This window comes from Sporomusa acidovorans (genome assembly GCF_900101845.1).
Taxonomy (GTDB): domain Bacteria; phylum Bacillota; class Negativicutes; order Sporomusales; family Sporomusaceae; genus Sporomusa; species Sporomusa acidovorans.
Map to the genome: position 1 here is coordinate 1 of NZ_FNAM01000046.1, position 15,932 is coordinate 15,932.

Here is a 15,932-nt window from a genome sequence, read left to right on the forward strand (position 1 = left end):
CAATTGGTATTTCCGGGCTTATTCCACTGCCATGTGTTCACATATGGATGCCTGGATAAAACACCTTGCCATCAATATGCGTCCCCTCATTTTGGAGTGGTCGGCGGAAGTCTTTCCTGCAATTTCTTAGTTCTTAAGCGTTTAACTCTACACTTCTACACCTTGGGCCTAGTTTTTTTAGGATTTGGCTAGGTCTGCTTGCTATGCTCTCTTTTTACGTATCCTTTCCTCATCCCTTGTTTTTGCTAATTTACTTCTGATTTTGCTACTCAATACCCTCAAAATCCTACTATATGGTACTAAGTTTCCGAGAGCCTACTTATCATCTAAACTCTCATATTTATCGTTATTACCAAAGTCCCATAACTTTCCACCAGACCGGGCCAATAGTTCCCCAGATAAGCAGGTTAACTAGCAATACCATAAAGCCAAGTCGCCACCAAGTTCCCTGGTCGATATAGCCGCCGCCAAAGAATATCGCCGACGGCCCGGATGCATAATGCGTAAGACCTTGGTATAGACCGGAACCAAAGGCGAGAAGCAGTGCCGCCAAATAAGGCGGCGCCCCGGTTGTTATCGCTACCGCCAAGAAAGCAGGATACATTGATGTGATATGCGCAACTCCACTGGCAAATCCGTAGGTAGAATAAATGTAGATCAAAAATACCGTGATTAAAGCGGCTACCCAAGACACCCCGGTCAACGCGGAACTTACCGACTGAGCAAATACGCTGAAAAGCCCGAGTTTAGCCAAATTATCTGCTAATCCAAAGATACCGCCCATCCAAATCATGGCATCCCATGCACCTTTTTCAGTGATAACATCATCCCAACTAATAATTCCAGACAACATCATAATACACACGGCAGCCATGGCAACTATTGTTGCGTCAAAACCGGTAAACTGTGATGTACCCCAGCCAATAATGGCGCCAATAAATACCGCGGTCAAAATTTTCTCCTGCAGGGTCATTGCGCCCATTTTATCCAGTTCTTTTGCAGCTACCTCCTTGGCTTCCGGAGTTTTCTTTAATTCAGGCGGATAATATTTGTATAAAAAATACGGTATAACCGCTATAGATATTAATCCCGGAATAATAGCCGCGGCCGCCCACATCCCCCACGTAAGCGTAATATTTACTGTTTTAGCAGCAAAGGTGACCATTAATAAGTTTCCTGCCATAGCCGTCATGGTGATTGCGCATGCCACATTATCGGCCTGATAAACTGTCTGTACTAAATACGCCCCTATCTTTCTTGCCGTAGAACCTGGCTCTGAACCAAATACCCCGGCCAAACTACGCACAATAGGAAACATGATGCCGCCTGCCCGGGCAGTGTTTGAAGGAATAGCTGGACTAATAATTAAATTACTAATTGCCAGCGTATAGCCCAACTTCAGAGAACTGTCACCGAATCTTTTCATTAGTACATAAGCAATCCTGCGTCCAAGTCCTGATTTTATAAATCCTCGTGAAAACAGGAAGGCAGAAACAATTAGCCAAACAACACCACTGCTAAAGCCATTTAATGCTTCCCCTGGTTTAAGAACGCCTGTCAATGCTGAAACAGTAAGGGCAATAAACGTAACAATACCTATAGAAAACGGTTGAAGGATAAAGGCTAGTATAGTTGCTACAAAAATTGCCATGAGGTGCCAAGCCGGTACTTTAATACCGGCGGGAATTGGCAAAAACCATATTACCGCTCCCACTAAGATACATAGTAAGAATTTAATCCATTTTTTGCTCATACGATCTCCTCACCCCATTGTAAAATTACTTGTTAATGCCTAGTTGATGTCTGACATGTTCCCCTATTTCAAGCCCCAGCAACCCCAACCCCAAATAAGTAGCAGGAATTGTGGAACTAAGTAAAAGGTATCAGCGCCTAAGGCTATAACTGCCGGCACACTAAAAGCGTCAACTACAACGTAGATATGTGGGCCAAACGAGGCCGGAAACAAAAATACTCAATATTGACTTTAGTCCGTCACCCACAAACGCAAACAAGTATTCATATGTGGCTAAAGCCAGGTATAAATCCCCGCCCCAGACCTTAGCCACTTAATGCTAATATTGCTTTATTTTTTCAACAATCGCTTCTGTAAAACCGGTAGTAGATGCACTGCCACCTAAGTCAGGCGTGCAAATTCCATTGGCCAGTGTCTTCATAATCGCGTTTTCCGCTGTACGAGCCATCTTTTCGAGGGCCGGATCATTGTGTCTTTCTGCCATCCAATCTAAAAGCATTACCCCTGATAACAGCATACCTACAGGATTGGAAATGTTCTTACCTGCTATATCGGGTGCTGATCCATGCGCCGCCTGTGCCATGGCCTGATGATCGTTAGTATTTATTGACGGCGCCAACCCCAAGCTGCCTGTTAGTTCCCCTACCAAGTCAGAGAGAATATCACCAAACATATTTGTCGTAACAATTACGTCAAAATCTTTGGCTCTTCTTACAAGATGTGCCGTCATTGCATCAATATGGTAATCATCGACTTGCACTTCCGGATATAATTTACCAACTTCCCGGCATGTATCTCTAAACAAGCCATAGCCTAATTTAATAACATTAGCCTTATGGACTATGGTCACTTTTTTACGGCGTTTCATCGCTAAACGAAAGGCGGAATGGGCAATCCTCTCAGCGGCCTTTTTCGTGAACAATCCGGCAACAATTGCTACGTCAGGACTAGCCATAAATTCGCCGATGCCCTTATACATATTTCGGTCTGGATAAAACCCTTCTGTGTTCTCGCGGAAAATAACCATGTCTACATCATTTCCCACCAGGCTTTTAGCTCCCGGTATCGCCTTATTAGGCCGAACATTTGAATATAAATCAAAGTAATGTCTCATTTCGCCGCTGGGATTGAGTTTTGCTAAATGTTCCGGCGGATATGCGGCCGAATCATGAGGCCCGAATAACCATCCGTCACAGGTCTTTAATTCCTTTTTAGTAATCTCTGGCACCGGATCATTATATTTTTTTATACCTTGCCATCCCATTGGCAATTCAACATAATCAAAATTAACATTGCCTACATGATTTTCCGCAGCCACAAACACGTCTACCGTAGATTTCACAATTTCTGGACCAATTCCATCTCCATAGAGTACGCCAAGTTTATACGTTTTCATAATTAACTTTCCTTTCTGTGTTTACTGAATTGCTTGATAATTACACTATAATCCCTTATGAGCAATAAGTATAATAGTAGTTTTTCATGCCCTGCCATAACAAAATTTCATATTTAAATTATTCATAAAATTCAATAGAAATAAAAAAAATAGCCTAACAACCCTCAGGCTGCTAGACTACTTATAATGCTAGTAAGCTAAAAAAATAAATGATAAATCAAAGTTGTTTTACTCTCTCAACAATCGATTCTGTAAAACCGGTAGTAGATGCACTGCCACCTAAGTCAGGCGTGCAAATTCCATTGGCCAGTGTCTTCATAATCGCGTTTTCCGCTATACGAGCCATCTTTTCGAGGGCCGGATCATTGTGTCTTTCTGCCATCCAATCTAAAAGCATTACCCCTGATAACAGCATACCTACAGGATTGGAAATGTTCTTACCTGCTATATCGGGTGCTGATCCATGCGCCGCCTGCGCCATGGCCTGATGATCGTTAGTATTTATTGACGGCGCCAAACCCAAGCTGCCTGTTAGTTCCCCTACCAAGTCAGAGAGAATATCACCAAACATATTTGTCGTAACAATTACGTCAAAATCTTTGGCTCTCCTCACAAGATGTGCCGTCATGGCATCAATATGGTAATCATCCACTTGCACTTCCGGATATAATTTACCAACTTCCCGGCAAGTATCTCTAAACAAGCCATAGCCTAATTTAATAACATTAGCCTTATGGACTATGGTCACTTTTTTACGGCGCTTCATCGCTAAACGAAAGGCGGAATGGGCAATCCTCTCAGCAGCCTTTTTCGTGAACAATCCGGCAACAATTGCCACGTCAGGACTAGCCATAAATTCGCCGATGCCCTTATACATATTTCGGTCTGGATAAAACCCTTCTGTGTTCTCGCGGAAAATAACCATGTCTACATCATTTCCCACCAGGCTTTTAGCTCCCGGTATCGCCTTATTAGGCCGAACATTTGAATATAAATCAAAGTAATGTCTCATTTCGCCGCTGGGATTGAGTTTGGCTAAATGTTCCGGCGGATATGCGGCCGAATCATGAGGCCCGAATAACCATCCGTCGCAGGCCTTTAATTCCTTTTTAGTAATCTCTGGCACCGGATCATTATATTTTTTTATACCTTCCCATCCCATCGGCAATTCAACATAATCAAATTTAACATTGCCTACGTGATTTTCCGCAGCCACAAACACGTCCACCGTAGATTTCACAATTTCTGGACCAATTCCGTCTCCGTAGAGTACGCCAAGCTTATACGTTTTCATAATTCACTTTCCTTTCTGTATGTTGCTAAATTTTACTAGATAACTCTCAATAAATTAAATATAAACCGGATTAGAAAATAAGTATAATAGATGATTTTCATGCTATCCCATACAAATTTTTCATGATAGCAATATCGATTTTGTAATCTTCTCCAACAATCCCTGCTAGAAAACGTGCCTGCCCTTCTGGCTAATAGTATCGACTTCTATACGACAAAAGACGAGTGACTTCCTGATAATTAGGAAGTTACTCGTCCAAATCTTCTTAACCCGGTGTACCCGTTATTTTTATGCTTTAAATGGATAGACATGCTACCTTTTCTTGCTACTCAAGCTTAAAGCTCTTTAGCGAGGATAAGCTTTCCTCCGAAATGGCCAATGATACTCAGTTTAATCTGTTTACCGCTTCTCCGTAATTATGGGGTATAGATACTCGAACGAAGCCTGAGCAGCTTTAAAACTATCCGGAAACTGATTAATTTCCAGTGATAGATAATACCGATACTGAATAGCTCTTAACCTCCGCACTAAATCGTGAAAATCAATCTGGCCTGTACCAGGTATTCCGCGATTGTCATCAGCCAAATGCATATGAATGTTATGGCCTTTTGCCGCTAGTATACCGGCAGCCATTGACGTTTCTTCAATATTCATGTGATAAGAATCAAGCATGACATATAGATTGGGCAGCTTTAACTCATTAATCCACTCCACGGCTTGTTCGGCTGTGTTTAAATTATTAACCGCAAGACGGCTCTGCGGTTCAATGGTGATTTTTACATTCCTGGTATGTGCATAAGCCCCTACCTCAAGAAAAGCCTCTTTCATCCATTTTTTTGATATTTCCACGTTGCCTGCCTGCAAATCGCCTCTAAGTTTTCCAATAATAACTTGCGTTCCAAACAGCGCGGCAAAATCAATTACTACTTTGGTTCTATCGATTGCGGCCCTTCTTCGGCTCTCATCCAGCGCAGTAAACGTGAGCTTATCCTCTCCGACTAGCGGCCCTGTACCAATCGCAGCCACTTCAAGATTCTGTTTCTCTATAGCCCGTGAAACTCGACTTACATCCATTTCCTGCGGGCTACGCACAAATAGCTCCACACCTGAATATCCGATACTTTTTAAGGTGCTACATATATCTGCAAATTCTCCCTGATACGCCAGCATCTTCCCCCTCGCTTCAGGTGTCCCTACCGGATATGCCAATTTCATATAAATCACTCCTTTGGCCTTCGCTGTTAGACCTCTTTTTTGGGGGCACAATTAAATTCTGCACTGGGTTAAGTGCTACAGGCTCATATCAATCAAAATTATTGAGTAAAATTATGCCTGATTATCCACTGGTACAAACAGTTGGACTGTAAATAGGCTGCTAAGTTCATGCACAATATACCAGTATGGCTATAGGAATAGCATCATTATATAAAGGCAACGGTTACCCTAATAAATTCTTACGGAATGAGCAGCATCTTTCCAGTAGCGCCCTCTTTCAATGCGGAAAACGCTTGATCATAATCTTTTAGAGCGTATTTCCCGCCAATTACGGGGCTAAGATCGATTTTGCCCGACTTAAGAAGTTCATTACATTGCCACCAGGTTTTATACATAAGTCTGCCAGTTACCCCCTGCACGGTAGCTTCTTTATAAATAATATCATCTGTCAAATTTAAGGCTACAGGCTCATTAGGCAATCCAACCAGTGTAACCCGGCCGCCTTTGCGAAGAATTGCAAATCCCTCTTTAATGGCATTACCGTTTCCTGTGAAATCCACAGTAATATCCACGCCTTGCCCTTCTGTAGCCTGTAATATTTTATCAATTACATTGTCATTCCTGGAATTTAATGTTACATCGGCCCCCATTTGCTTGGCAACTTCCAGTTTCTGATCAAATACGTCAATGGCAAATATTTTGGATGCACCGCAAGCGGCAGCTACACCGACTCCCATTAGGCCAATCGGCCCGCAGCCATAAATGGCTATCGATTTGCCACCAATATCACCTGCTAAAACCCCATGCACGGCAACCCCCATTGGCTCAAGCATTGCCCCTATTTCAAAACTTAAACTATCATCCAACCGCCAGGCGCAATCCACAGGAATTGCAATATAATCCGCAAAACAGCCTTCCGTGTGAACACCAATAATTTTCATATCATTACAATTATGCTGATTACCCGTCTGGCACTGATAACACTTGTTGCAAGGTATATGGGTTTCACCTGCTACCCGGTCTCCCACTTTAAAACTTCTTACCGTAGACCCCACGGCTACAACTTCGCCGGCAAATTCATGACCAAAAACCATAGGTAATCTTAATCGTTGCTGTGCCCAAGCGGTCCATGGATAAATATGCATATCGGTACCACAGATGGCTGCAGCCTTTACCTTTATCAACAATTCGTTATCTTTAATTGCCGGTATTGGTAAATCCTCGCGCCAAGTTGCACCCGGTTCTGGTTTGTCTTTTACAATTCCCTTCATATATTCAGTCATATCTCCCATCCTTCGTTTGTTATCATAGCCTCAGGACAATATTACTTATTGCTAAAGCGGCGCACCGTAGCCCTCGACAGCCGGTTGTTTCTCACTGGTGCCGCTCACCTACTAAAAAGCATAACAATAATTGGCTCTTAGGTATAATAGCAATTTTTCATGATACCCAATAGCTTTTTTTCATGACAGCGTATAATCGCACCGCTGAAAATTACATCATAACGGCTCAAAGGAAGTCCGCGAATTTTACCATAGCAACGTGTAAGGCGTTACTTACTCATAGTTTTACCATGACTTCTCCTGTAATTTAAAAAGGCAATTCCGATTCCAAGCCGAGTTCACCGGCAACTTTCTGCAAATCAGCAATCGTATCCGCAGGAAAGAATAAACCGGCCTGGCGATTTTTCACATCATTACGCGCTTCCAATTCACCGGGGTAGAATACTTCTTCGTTGCCTTTGGCAAGCGGCACCGATTTAATCGTGGCAATCATTTCTTCAATATCAGCATTAAATGCTGCCAACGGGCGGAACGCTTCTATATTCATTGCGATCATAAAATGCCCGGCGCCACTTTTTTTATCGTAATGGTAAGGCCCATTTACCTTCGGCCCCCATTTACTTCCAGACATTGCACCAGCCAGAACATCCATCATGACACCAATTGCATAACCTTTATGTCCGGCCATCGGCGCTATTATGCCATCAATAGCTGCTTGCGGGTCTGTTGTCGGTTCACCGTCAGCTGTTAACGCCCAACCAAGGGGAATTTTTTCATGTTTATTCCGAGCTAAATAAATTTTCCCCCTAGCCACAGCCGTATTCGCAATATCAAGTACCATGGGCGCATGCTTTCCTGCCGGTGCCGCAATTGACCACGGATTAGTGCCTATGATTTTTTTCATCCCGCCCCAGGGAGCAATGGCCGGTCCGCCGTTAGTCGTTAAAAATCCGATACACCCTTGCCGTGCGGCCATCAGGGTAAAATACATACAAGTACCAAAATGATTAGAATTGCGTACGGCAACCGCTCCAATTCCATGAATTTTGGCCCGTTTAACCGCTTCGTCCGCCGCTTTAGCCGCCAACACCTGGCCAATCCCGTCCTGACCGTCAATAACCGCTATCGCACCGGCGTCCACTTCGAATTTAGGCTGTGTAACCTTATGCATTACAGCACGGCGCAAGCGCTCTACATACCAGGATAAGCGCAATACGCCATGTGACTGATGTCCCCATAAATCAGCCTGCACTAAACTGTCCGCAACCAGTTTGGCGTCTTCTTCCGGAACTTCCAGTGTTTTATATACAGTGGTAACAAATTTTCTTAGATCATCTGCATAAATTTTAGGACTATCTTGCATAATATTATCTCCTTTTCCTTTATTAAACTATGTTGCATCTAGATGATTCTTTTCACATTGCTGCTGTTATATTTCATTAATTTTGCGAATTAATAATACCAATTACTTTAAAAATAAGCCAATACCGTTCAGTGATAGCCACCATAGAAATTTGTTATTACAAGAGGAGCGACCGCTTTTGCGTTTACTCAATATTAATCGGCTTACGGGTCATAGTAGCTGATATAAGCGCACCAATAATAATAAGCACCCCGGCCAATAAAAACGCACTGTCAAAACTCCCTGTTGTCTTTACAATATATCCGGTAACAACAGGTGCCATTGATCCAAAAAGATTACCCCCGAGGAGTAAAATGCCGAAGGCGCTGCCGGCAACAGCGGGATTCGCAACGAGGTCGTTAGTAAGTGTCATATTTAAGCCAATCGTAGATGCGAGGAATGTTTTCACCAAAGTTATGATGATAAAAATTACAATTGGACTGTCCACCATGGTTGTAAATATGAATATACTGGACAATGCCATAAACGTGATAACCATAATGCGCCGACGCCCCTGCAATACTTTTTCCGGCGTTAAAAGCGTATCACTTAATTTACATACCGCGATACCTAGAACCCAGGCGGTAACAAAAGCAAAAGCACTAAATAAGCTTGCTTTCATTAACTCCATGTGTCGTACCTGCATTAGATAGGACGGCAGCCATGTAAGTATTAAATATTGAGTATACATAATGCAACCATGAGAGAGGGCTAATCCCCACGTAGTTTTTTGTTTAAGCAGTTGCAATATAACGGTAATACTAACGCCTTTTTCTTCACCGATTTTTTCGCTATCCGTATTTTCAGCGATATATTTGCGTTCGTCAGCAGACACCCAGGCACATTCTTGCGGATTATTACGGAAGTATTTCAACCAAAAGAATAACCATACAAACCCAATTGCACCTGTAATGACAAAAGCTACCCTCCAGCCCGCTTCGGTAAGTAACCAAGCAATCAATGGCATACCTATAGCCGGACCTGCTTCAGCCCCTGAGCGAGCCAACGCAGTCGCTAAACCACGCTCTTGAATTGTAAACCATTGCCGAACCACCTTACTGCCCGCAGGCATTGTTGCCGATTCACCCGCTCCCAATGCCAGCCTTGATGACACCATCGTCACAAAATTGTTTGCCATACCGGTCAACATGGCTGCAACCGACCAAAATGCCACGGCCAGAGCGTTTATTTTTCTCGGACGCAACTTATCGGTAAGCCATCCCACAGGGACCAAACAAAATGCATAGCTCCACAGAAAAGCCGACAGTACAATGCCCATAGTACCTGCATCCCAGCCAAATTCTTTAGAAATTACCGGCGCGGCAACAGACATGCTGACCCGATCAATATAATTAATAAGCGAAGCAAAAAATAATAAAGCCATAATAAAGAACCTTTTGCCACGCCACAATGATGTTACTGTTTTATTCCCAGGTTCAACTCCCGTAGTTTTCACCGTATTCTCAACAGGTGTACTCATCTTCATCCTCCTAATTCATTATTATGTAGCTACTTTATTTCAATTAGATCCATCCACAAAAGCCATTTACTGCCAGCATTCACGTCATATTGACGCACAAAAGCGAGCTTTCCGTCATCGCCAATCCGGAACACTGACAAATTTGCCGGAACAGTTTTTAAGGTATCGCCAGTCTTTACCTGCATTGTTTTTTGATTTGCGGCAACAAGCAATTTTCCGCTTGGATCAATGGCGAAAGTTCGTGCCTCGATTCCTCCACAGTCAATATGTTGAATCAGGGTAGGCTCACCGCTTGTTTCATCCAGTTTAAATACTGCGATATTATTTTCACCGCCTGCCCAAATCACCGCCTGTCCATTTTCTTTGATCGTGCCGTCAGCCCGGTTCGTAACATACAAATACTTTCCGTTCGGATGGATCTTAACTACGCCACCCTTTTGCCGCTCTTTATGTACGTATTCAAGATTATTCAACGTTTCTTTCTGATAAAGTGGTTCTTTGCTCAATATTCCGTCTTTAAGCGTGTGCATCTGCAGTTTACTGCCGCGTTCCATAGCAACATAAACCCAAGGCTTTGTCGGATGAAAAGCTAAATGACGCGGACCCAGTTCCTGTTCATAGTAAGTTTTATCCACCTGGGTTAGCACTCCATCGCTAAAACTAAAGGTCGTTCGACTACCAATATCTGCAGGTCTGGATTGTACAGCCTCGTTCCCCCTGCCAAGCGCAATCACAGTATTATTCGTTGACGTCACCATTACCTGATGGGTAAATATACCGCCGTCAGGTTTTTGGGGTTGAGGCACCTCTTCTCCGATGGCACCGTCTCTCAATATCCGGTATACACGCACCGTCCCACTTTGGTTAAAGGCCACTAAGGCATAGTTACCGGATTTATCTACAGTGATATGAATCGGGCGCTCGGGCAGGATAACCGGTTCACCATACGCTTGAAGACCGCCATTGGTTTTATCTATTTTGAACACACTCAGTAAGTGTGTATTGCCTGCTGCCCCCAGGGTGCCATTGCCAGCGTTACTGGAAACGACATACAGGTAATGTCCGTTAGGATGGAATGCGGCGAACTGTACGTTAGCCGCTAATCGTATCGATCCTTTTTTCGTTAAGGTCGCGTTAGGCACATCCAATTCATAACGGGAAAGTTCTTCTCCCAAACTGGTATACACGGCTATCTCACTTTGCATTTGTGCGGCTGCTGACACAAATGCAGGTTTTACAAACCACGATATACTCAAAATTAGCACGAAAACTGCAAATAATTTCATTATCGGGTTACCTCCTTAACCACAAATGGTATATAAAATTTCAGCTAACCGTTTTAGAATCACTATAAAAAGATTTCAGATAGTTCTCTCTTTTTAGACACCTCCCCTTCAGCTTAATATTTAGACCCATCTTCTATATTGATTCTAAAATCCGGGATTGTTGGGCTTAATCACCTCCACATTTTTTTAACGGGATACGCACATGCTGAACAGCGGAAATTATGTCTTACACCTCCTTCCTAATTTTCACTTTTTTGATTATACAGTCTATTTCTAATATTCATTTCCTGCCATGCTGTATCTGCCGCAATAATTTGCAATTAAATACTAGCAAATGTTCCGTCAATTGTCTCATATCAATACGTGATAGACCTCATCAGAAAATTAAATAACATATAATTCGCACTATTTTGCACCCTTACAAAGCAGGAAATATTCTATTTTACCAGAATAATTTATTCGAGCCAATCGAAGTCGATTTATGTTAATGAGGGAGGTTTCTGCAACGGAAGAACGTGATCTGCTTATCATAATTGCATTATATAAACATAAAAATATTACTAAAACAGCTCAATCTCTATTCTTGTCGCAACCGGCACTTACTGCCCGCATACACCATATTGAGGAATATTTAAAGACTAAGCTCATATACCGTGGCAGTAAGGGTATACATTTTACTCCCGCAGGTGACTACTTGGCCAAAAATGCCGAAAGATTACTGGCAGATCTCCGCAACGTCCAAGAAAATGTCTTAAATTTAGGCAATGGGGTAAAAGGTACATTGCGCATTGGCGCATCCATTTACGTTTCACGGTATATCCTGCCCCGCCTGCTTAGCCTTTTTCAGAATCAGTATCCTAAAGTAGACTTTAACGTCACTACAGTCCCCAGCCGGAATATCATTAATTTAATGCATAATCAGGATTTTCATGTTGGATTTACCCGCGGAGACTATGTCTGGAAATACGAGAAATATGAGCTATGCGAAGAACGGATTTGTATTGTCTCAAAAAATGAGGTTAATCTAAGAAATCTTCCGCAACTGCCAAGAATCGATTATCGAACTGATTATTTAAATAGAATTACCCTTGAAAATTGGTGGAAAGAGAATTTTTCACAACCACCTACCATCAGCATGTCTGTTGATCAAATTGATATTTGCAAGGAAATGGTGATTAACGGTCTGGGTTATGCAATTTTGCCAAACATTTCTTTGTGTAACGTTAATGACATATATAAAATGTATCTATATGATCAAGATAAAAAACCACTGTTTCGAAAGACATGGATGCTTTATCAGCAAGAAATGCTTGAAATAAAATTGGTCAGCGCCTTTGTAACTTTTGTTAAAAATACCAATTTTGATGATGCATTTTTTAATTCACAAATGTAGAATGTATAATAAAAAAGGTATCTGAGATAAAATCTCAGATACCTTCAGAATGTAGACAAATCCCGCCTTAGGCTGAATAGCCAAAAAGCGGGATTTGTCTACATTCTGAGCAAAGATACAAACCTCCTTACCCTTTTCGTATTATTTTAAGTGTTTATCAAAGAAATCAACTACTATTTGCATTACTTCAGGCTGATTCCAATAAACACCGCCATGCTGCGCACCTTTGACAATATAACGGGTGGTTTCAATGCCGTGAGCTATCAGCGCCTGATGCAAAAGTTCCGTTTGGCTGGGAGATACGACAGTATCCTTTGTCGCCGTGCATCAAAAGAAACGGCGCAGTTTTGTCTGAGATATAATTTATGGGATTTGCCGCTTTGGCTTTTTCGGGATCAACTAAAATACCACCGTCTTGGCCGCCGAAAACCGGGCTGCCGTTTACCCACAACGCTTCTGTCGCGCCGGGAGATCTATGCGCTTGCTGTACTTTTTCGGAATAATCTGCACCAACTCTTGTCAAATCAGATAAACCATAAAAGTCAACCGCCGCCTGTACATCACTGCTTTGGTTTAAATATTCGCCTTTATCAAATTGTTTGGTGCCGTTGGTAGTACCTGCCATAGCAGATAAATACCCGCCTGCAGAAGTACCCATAACACCGATTTTTTCCGGATTGATATTAAATTTGTCAGCATGTGCCCTAAGGTAGCGAATAGCTGCCTTTACATCTTCAAGCGGTTGAGGAAAAGTTGCGGTCGGCGCAACACGGTAGGTAATACTTGCTACTACATAGCCGGCATTGGCTATATCCATGCGCTGCTGTATGTAATTGTCTTTATTGGCATTGATAAAACCGCCGCCTGTTACAAAAATGATTGCCGGCATTTTTTCATTTCTCTCCGGCTTTAACACATCCATCCCCATTGCCACATTATCATAACCCCGGCTGGGTACCTGCTCATAAATGACATTAGATATAAGCCTGACTGTTGGTTTTGTAATAGGAAAATCCAGAGTTTTACTGTCTGCATTGCGATCTGCGGCTGAAGCGCTGCCGACTAAGCCGGTCATCAATAACCCTGTCATAGTTAGAATACCTATTGACTTTTTGAGAATCATTTTTGTTCCCCTTCTTTTTTAGTAATACTGCCAGTTAGTTTTTTCTTGTTGTATAACCTTCAGGAAGCTGGCTTGGAGCACAGCTGATTACTTCATCATTATTGTCAGCGCCGCATTCTTCAGTAAACGTAATGAAAGTCACTTGCAATTTCCATTTAAACTTATCAGTATGACCCTTAGAAGCCCAAACAATAGTTTTTATACTTGTGATTTAACCACATAGCCAACCAACAGAGCTGCGTCAACCCATAAACATTCATCATCTACATTAAATTTAGGATGATGTTGACTCTCAGTTATTCCTTTTTCTTCATTGCGCACTCCAAAATCAAAATATACCCCTGGAACTTTCTCCAAATAATAACTAAAATCCTCCGAAGGCATCTTTTGGGGTGATTCTTTAAAATTCTTTTCACCTACTAATTCACTAGCCACATTTTTCATTATATCAGCTTGCACCGCATCATTTACTAATACAGGCGCGATTACTGTATAAGTCATCTCAAATGTACAACGCATAGCTTCCGTTATTCCTTTAACAATACGGTAAATCCTTTCTTTCATAGAACGATTTACTTCCGGACTTAGGGTACGAACGGTAATATCCATTACTGCAGTATTGGGAATAACATTAGCCCTTTTACCGGCCTCAAAATGTCCAACTGTTACTACTGCTGGTTCAAACGGTGTAATTTCGCGGCTAACAATTGTTTGTAGCGTACTAATAATGGTTGCTCCGGCCACAATAGGGTCAATGGAAGCTTGCGGCATTGCACCATGCCCACCCACACCAGTAATTTTTATCGATACGGTAGATGAAGATGCTAACGCCGCACCTGCCCGGCACCTGACTATTCCTGTATGGATGGTAGAATCAGTATGCGCGCCGGCAATCATATCCACGCCATCAAGTACCCCTTCAGCGATCATTGCTTTTGCACCGCCGCCTTCTTCAGCAGGTTGAAAAATTAACCTTATGCTTCCGGAAAGTTGATTTTTTAGCTGCATTAAAATTTGGGCGGCACCAAGCAATCCGGCAGTATGTGCATCATGTCCACATGCATGCGATATGCCTTCAACAGTCGATTTATATGAAATTTCATTTTCTTCCTGTATTGGCAGTGCGTCCATATCAGCACGTAATGCTACTACTTTCCCAGGCTTTCCAGTATCTAAGTCTGCTACAACACCTGACTGGGTACCGCCAAAACCAACTTTAATCTTCTCATATCCCATTTCATGTAATAGTTTGGCAATTTTAGCAGTTGTTTGTACTTCCTCCCATTTTAATTCAGGATGAGCATGAAAATCATGCCTCCATTCTGTCATTTGAGCTGACAAAGCTTTTGCCATCTCACCTATAGCAGGCATAGAAATTACTGGTTTCGACATTGGAATTCTCCTCGTAATATTTTTCATTTTTATTACTGATTGTATCGGTAATAATGGTTGTGATCGCCGTCAATAGCACCACTGAACAAACCATGAAAAACCAGTTATCTACTGGACTGACAACTAAGTTTTTATCAACGATTTGCGCTGCAGAAGTGCTAAGACCCGCCAGGATAACATCCATACCAACAATAATCAGATTAGCCGAATATCCCCCACCTACACCAGCCATAGCCGCCGCTAGACCGGCCAAAGGATGTCTCCCTACAGAATAAAAGACCAGAGCACCGAGAGGTGAATATCCTGGAAAATCTCATTGCTATTTTAAACACCCACATTATAATGGAAAGGTGATTTTTTTGTATAACTTTCGTTTCCGCACCGCGTAGCGGGTGGTTTTTTGTGGAGCACAAAAGGCTCGTGCTCCACTGGCTAAAGCCTATAATGGAAAAAACGCCCAGGTGGGCGTTTTAGAAAGTTAATCACACCAATCATGCTTGCACTTTTTGTGACATTTTGGACATTCGCATTCATCTTCAAACCAATGGTCACATTTAGGGCATTTTTCACACTTTAATTTACATTCCCAGTGACACTTAGGACACTCATGATGATGTTCATGACCACATATTGAACATTTTACATAATTCATTTTATCCCCCCTCTCTTTCTAGACTAATATATAATATGTTAACTAAATAAAAATGTCCCGCTGCAAAAAAAAAAAACTCCGTAAGGATTTTCCTCAGCAGAGTGGTATCGAATATAGACGCAGATATGGAATGCAAAGGTGAGTTTCTCCGACTCACCACATTCTTTAAAATTTAATTATCCATTACTATATTTATTTTTAAAGATGCACAAAACTTCTGCCAAATTCCTAAAAATTTGGCAGAAGTTCTATTTTTCGTCATA

Annotated in this window: 12 protein-coding genes and 1 pseudogene; 1 reads left to right on the forward strand and 12 read right to left on the reverse strand. The window is 42.1% G+C overall.

What is annotated here, in order from left to right:
- Positions 1-349 precede the first annotated feature (349 nt).
- The 8 genes from BLR65_RS22975 to BLR65_RS23010 form a co-directional block, all read right to left on the reverse strand.
- Positions 350-1,753 carry an anion permease gene (locus tag BLR65_RS22975; protein WP_093796501.1) on the reverse strand — a complete coding sequence of 468 codons (1,404 nt, stop codon included), beginning with the start codon at positions 1,751-1,753 and terminating at the stop codon, positions 350-352.
- A gap of 319 nt (positions 1,754-2,072) precedes the next feature.
- Complete coding sequence (locus BLR65_RS22980) at positions 2,073-3,149, reverse strand: isocitrate/isopropylmalate dehydrogenase family protein (protein WP_093796502.1); 1,077 nt, start codon at positions 3,147-3,149, stop codon at positions 2,073-2,075.
- Positions 3,150-3,366: 217 nt separating this feature from the next.
- Positions 3,367-4,443, reverse strand: coding sequence for an isocitrate/isopropylmalate dehydrogenase family protein (locus BLR65_RS22985; protein ID WP_093796503.1), 1,077 nt, complete (start codon positions 4,441-4,443; stop codon positions 3,367-3,369).
- 399 nt (positions 4,444-4,842) lie between these two features.
- Positions 4,843-5,658, reverse strand: a complete 816-nt coding sequence (locus tag BLR65_RS22990) for a sugar phosphate isomerase/epimerase family protein (protein ID WP_093796504.1) — start codon at positions 5,656-5,658, stop codon at positions 4,843-4,845.
- Positions 5,659-5,897: 239 nt separating this feature from the next.
- Positions 5,898-6,941, reverse strand: coding sequence for an L-threonine 3-dehydrogenase (tdh, locus tag BLR65_RS22995; RefSeq protein ID WP_093796505.1), 1,044 nt, complete (start codon positions 6,939-6,941; stop codon positions 5,898-5,900).
- Positions 6,942-7,248: 307 nt separating this feature from the next.
- Positions 7,249-8,304, reverse strand: a complete 1,056-nt coding sequence (locus BLR65_RS23000; protein ID WP_093796506.1) for an Ldh family oxidoreductase — start codon at positions 8,302-8,304, stop codon at positions 7,249-7,251.
- 184 nt (positions 8,305-8,488) lie between these two features.
- Positions 8,489-9,823, reverse strand: coding sequence for an MFS transporter (locus BLR65_RS23005; RefSeq protein WP_169716686.1), 1,335 nt, complete (start codon positions 9,821-9,823; stop codon positions 8,489-8,491).
- 29 nt (positions 9,824-9,852) lie between these two features.
- Positions 9,853-11,109 carry a lactonase family protein gene (locus BLR65_RS23010; RefSeq protein WP_093796508.1) on the reverse strand — a complete coding sequence of 419 codons (1,257 nt, stop codon included), beginning with the start codon at positions 11,107-11,109 and terminating at the stop codon, positions 9,853-9,855.
- Between the two features lie 481 nt (positions 11,110-11,590).
- Here BLR65_RS23010 and BLR65_RS23015 point away from each other — a divergent pair, with 481 nt between their 5' ends.
- Entirely contained in the window at positions 11,591-12,502 is a 912-nt protein-coding gene (locus BLR65_RS23015) for a LysR family transcriptional regulator (protein ID WP_245692998.1), read from the forward strand.
- A 141-nt stretch (positions 12,503-12,643) separates the two neighbouring features.
- On the opposite strand, the gene BLR65_RS31080 is transcribed toward BLR65_RS23015, so the two are convergent.
- The 4 genes and pseudogenes from BLR65_RS31080 to BLR65_RS23030 form a co-directional block, all read right to left on the reverse strand.
- A complete protein-coding gene (locus BLR65_RS31080; protein ID WP_245692999.1) occupies positions 12,644-12,781 on the reverse strand; it encodes an alpha/beta hydrolase family protein in 138 nt (45 codons plus the stop codon).
- Positions 12,750-13,625: an alpha/beta hydrolase gene (locus BLR65_RS23020; RefSeq protein ID WP_245693000.1), complete on the reverse strand. Its 876-nt coding sequence runs from the start codon at positions 13,623-13,625 to the stop codon at positions 12,750-12,752. The genes BLR65_RS31080 and BLR65_RS23020 overlap by 32 nt, the downstream gene beginning before the upstream one ends.
- A 198-nt stretch (positions 13,626-13,823) precedes the next feature.
- Positions 13,824-15,017 carry a M20 metallopeptidase family protein gene (locus BLR65_RS23025; RefSeq protein ID WP_169716687.1) on the reverse strand — a complete coding sequence of 398 codons (1,194 nt, stop codon included), beginning with the start codon at positions 15,015-15,017 and terminating at the stop codon, positions 13,824-13,826.
- Positions 14,980-15,303 (reverse strand): annotated as a pseudogene (locus BLR65_RS23030) (AbgT family transporter); the annotation flags it as partial. The gene BLR65_RS23025 and the pseudogene BLR65_RS23030, both read right to left, overlap by 38 nt.
- Between the last annotated feature and the right edge of the window lie 629 nt (positions 15,304-15,932).

Coding starts and splice junctions, on each gene's coding strand:
- BLR65_RS22975 (WP_093796501.1), bottom strand. CDS start 1,753: ATGAGCAAAAAATGGATTAAATTCTTACTATGTATCTTAGTGGGAGCG.
- BLR65_RS22980 (WP_093796502.1), bottom strand. CDS start 3,149: ATGAAAACGTATAAACTTGGCGTACTCTATGGAGATGGAATTGGTCCA.
- BLR65_RS22985 (WP_093796503.1), bottom strand. CDS start 4,443: ATGAAAACGTATAAGCTTGGCGTACTCTACGGAGACGGAATTGGTCCA.
- BLR65_RS22990 (WP_093796504.1), bottom strand. CDS start 5,658: ATGAAATTGGCATATCCGGTAGGGACACCTGAAGCGAGGGGGAAGATG.
- tdh (WP_093796505.1), bottom strand. CDS start 6,941: ATGACTGAATATATGAAGGGAATTGTAAAAGACAAACCAGAACCGGGT.
- BLR65_RS23000 (WP_093796506.1), bottom strand. CDS start 8,304: ATGCAAGATAGTCCTAAAATTTATGCAGATGATCTAAGAAAATTTGTT.
- BLR65_RS23005 (WP_169716686.1), bottom strand. CDS start 9,823: ATGAGTACACCTGTTGAGAATACGGTGAAAACTACGGGAGTTGAACCT.
- BLR65_RS23010 (WP_093796508.1), bottom strand. CDS start 11,109: ATGAAATTATTTGCAGTTTTCGTGCTAATTTTGAGTATATCGTGGTTT.
- BLR65_RS23015 (WP_245692998.1), top strand. CDS start 11,591: ATGTTAATGAGGGAGGTTTCTGCAACGGAAGAACGTGATCTGCTTATC.
- BLR65_RS23020 (WP_245693000.1), bottom strand. CDS start 13,625: ATGATTCTCAAAAAGTCAATAGGTATTCTAACTATGACAGGGTTATTG.
- BLR65_RS23025 (WP_169716687.1), bottom strand. CDS start 15,017: ATGTCGAAACCAGTAATTTCTATGCCTGCTATAGGTGAGATGGCAAAA.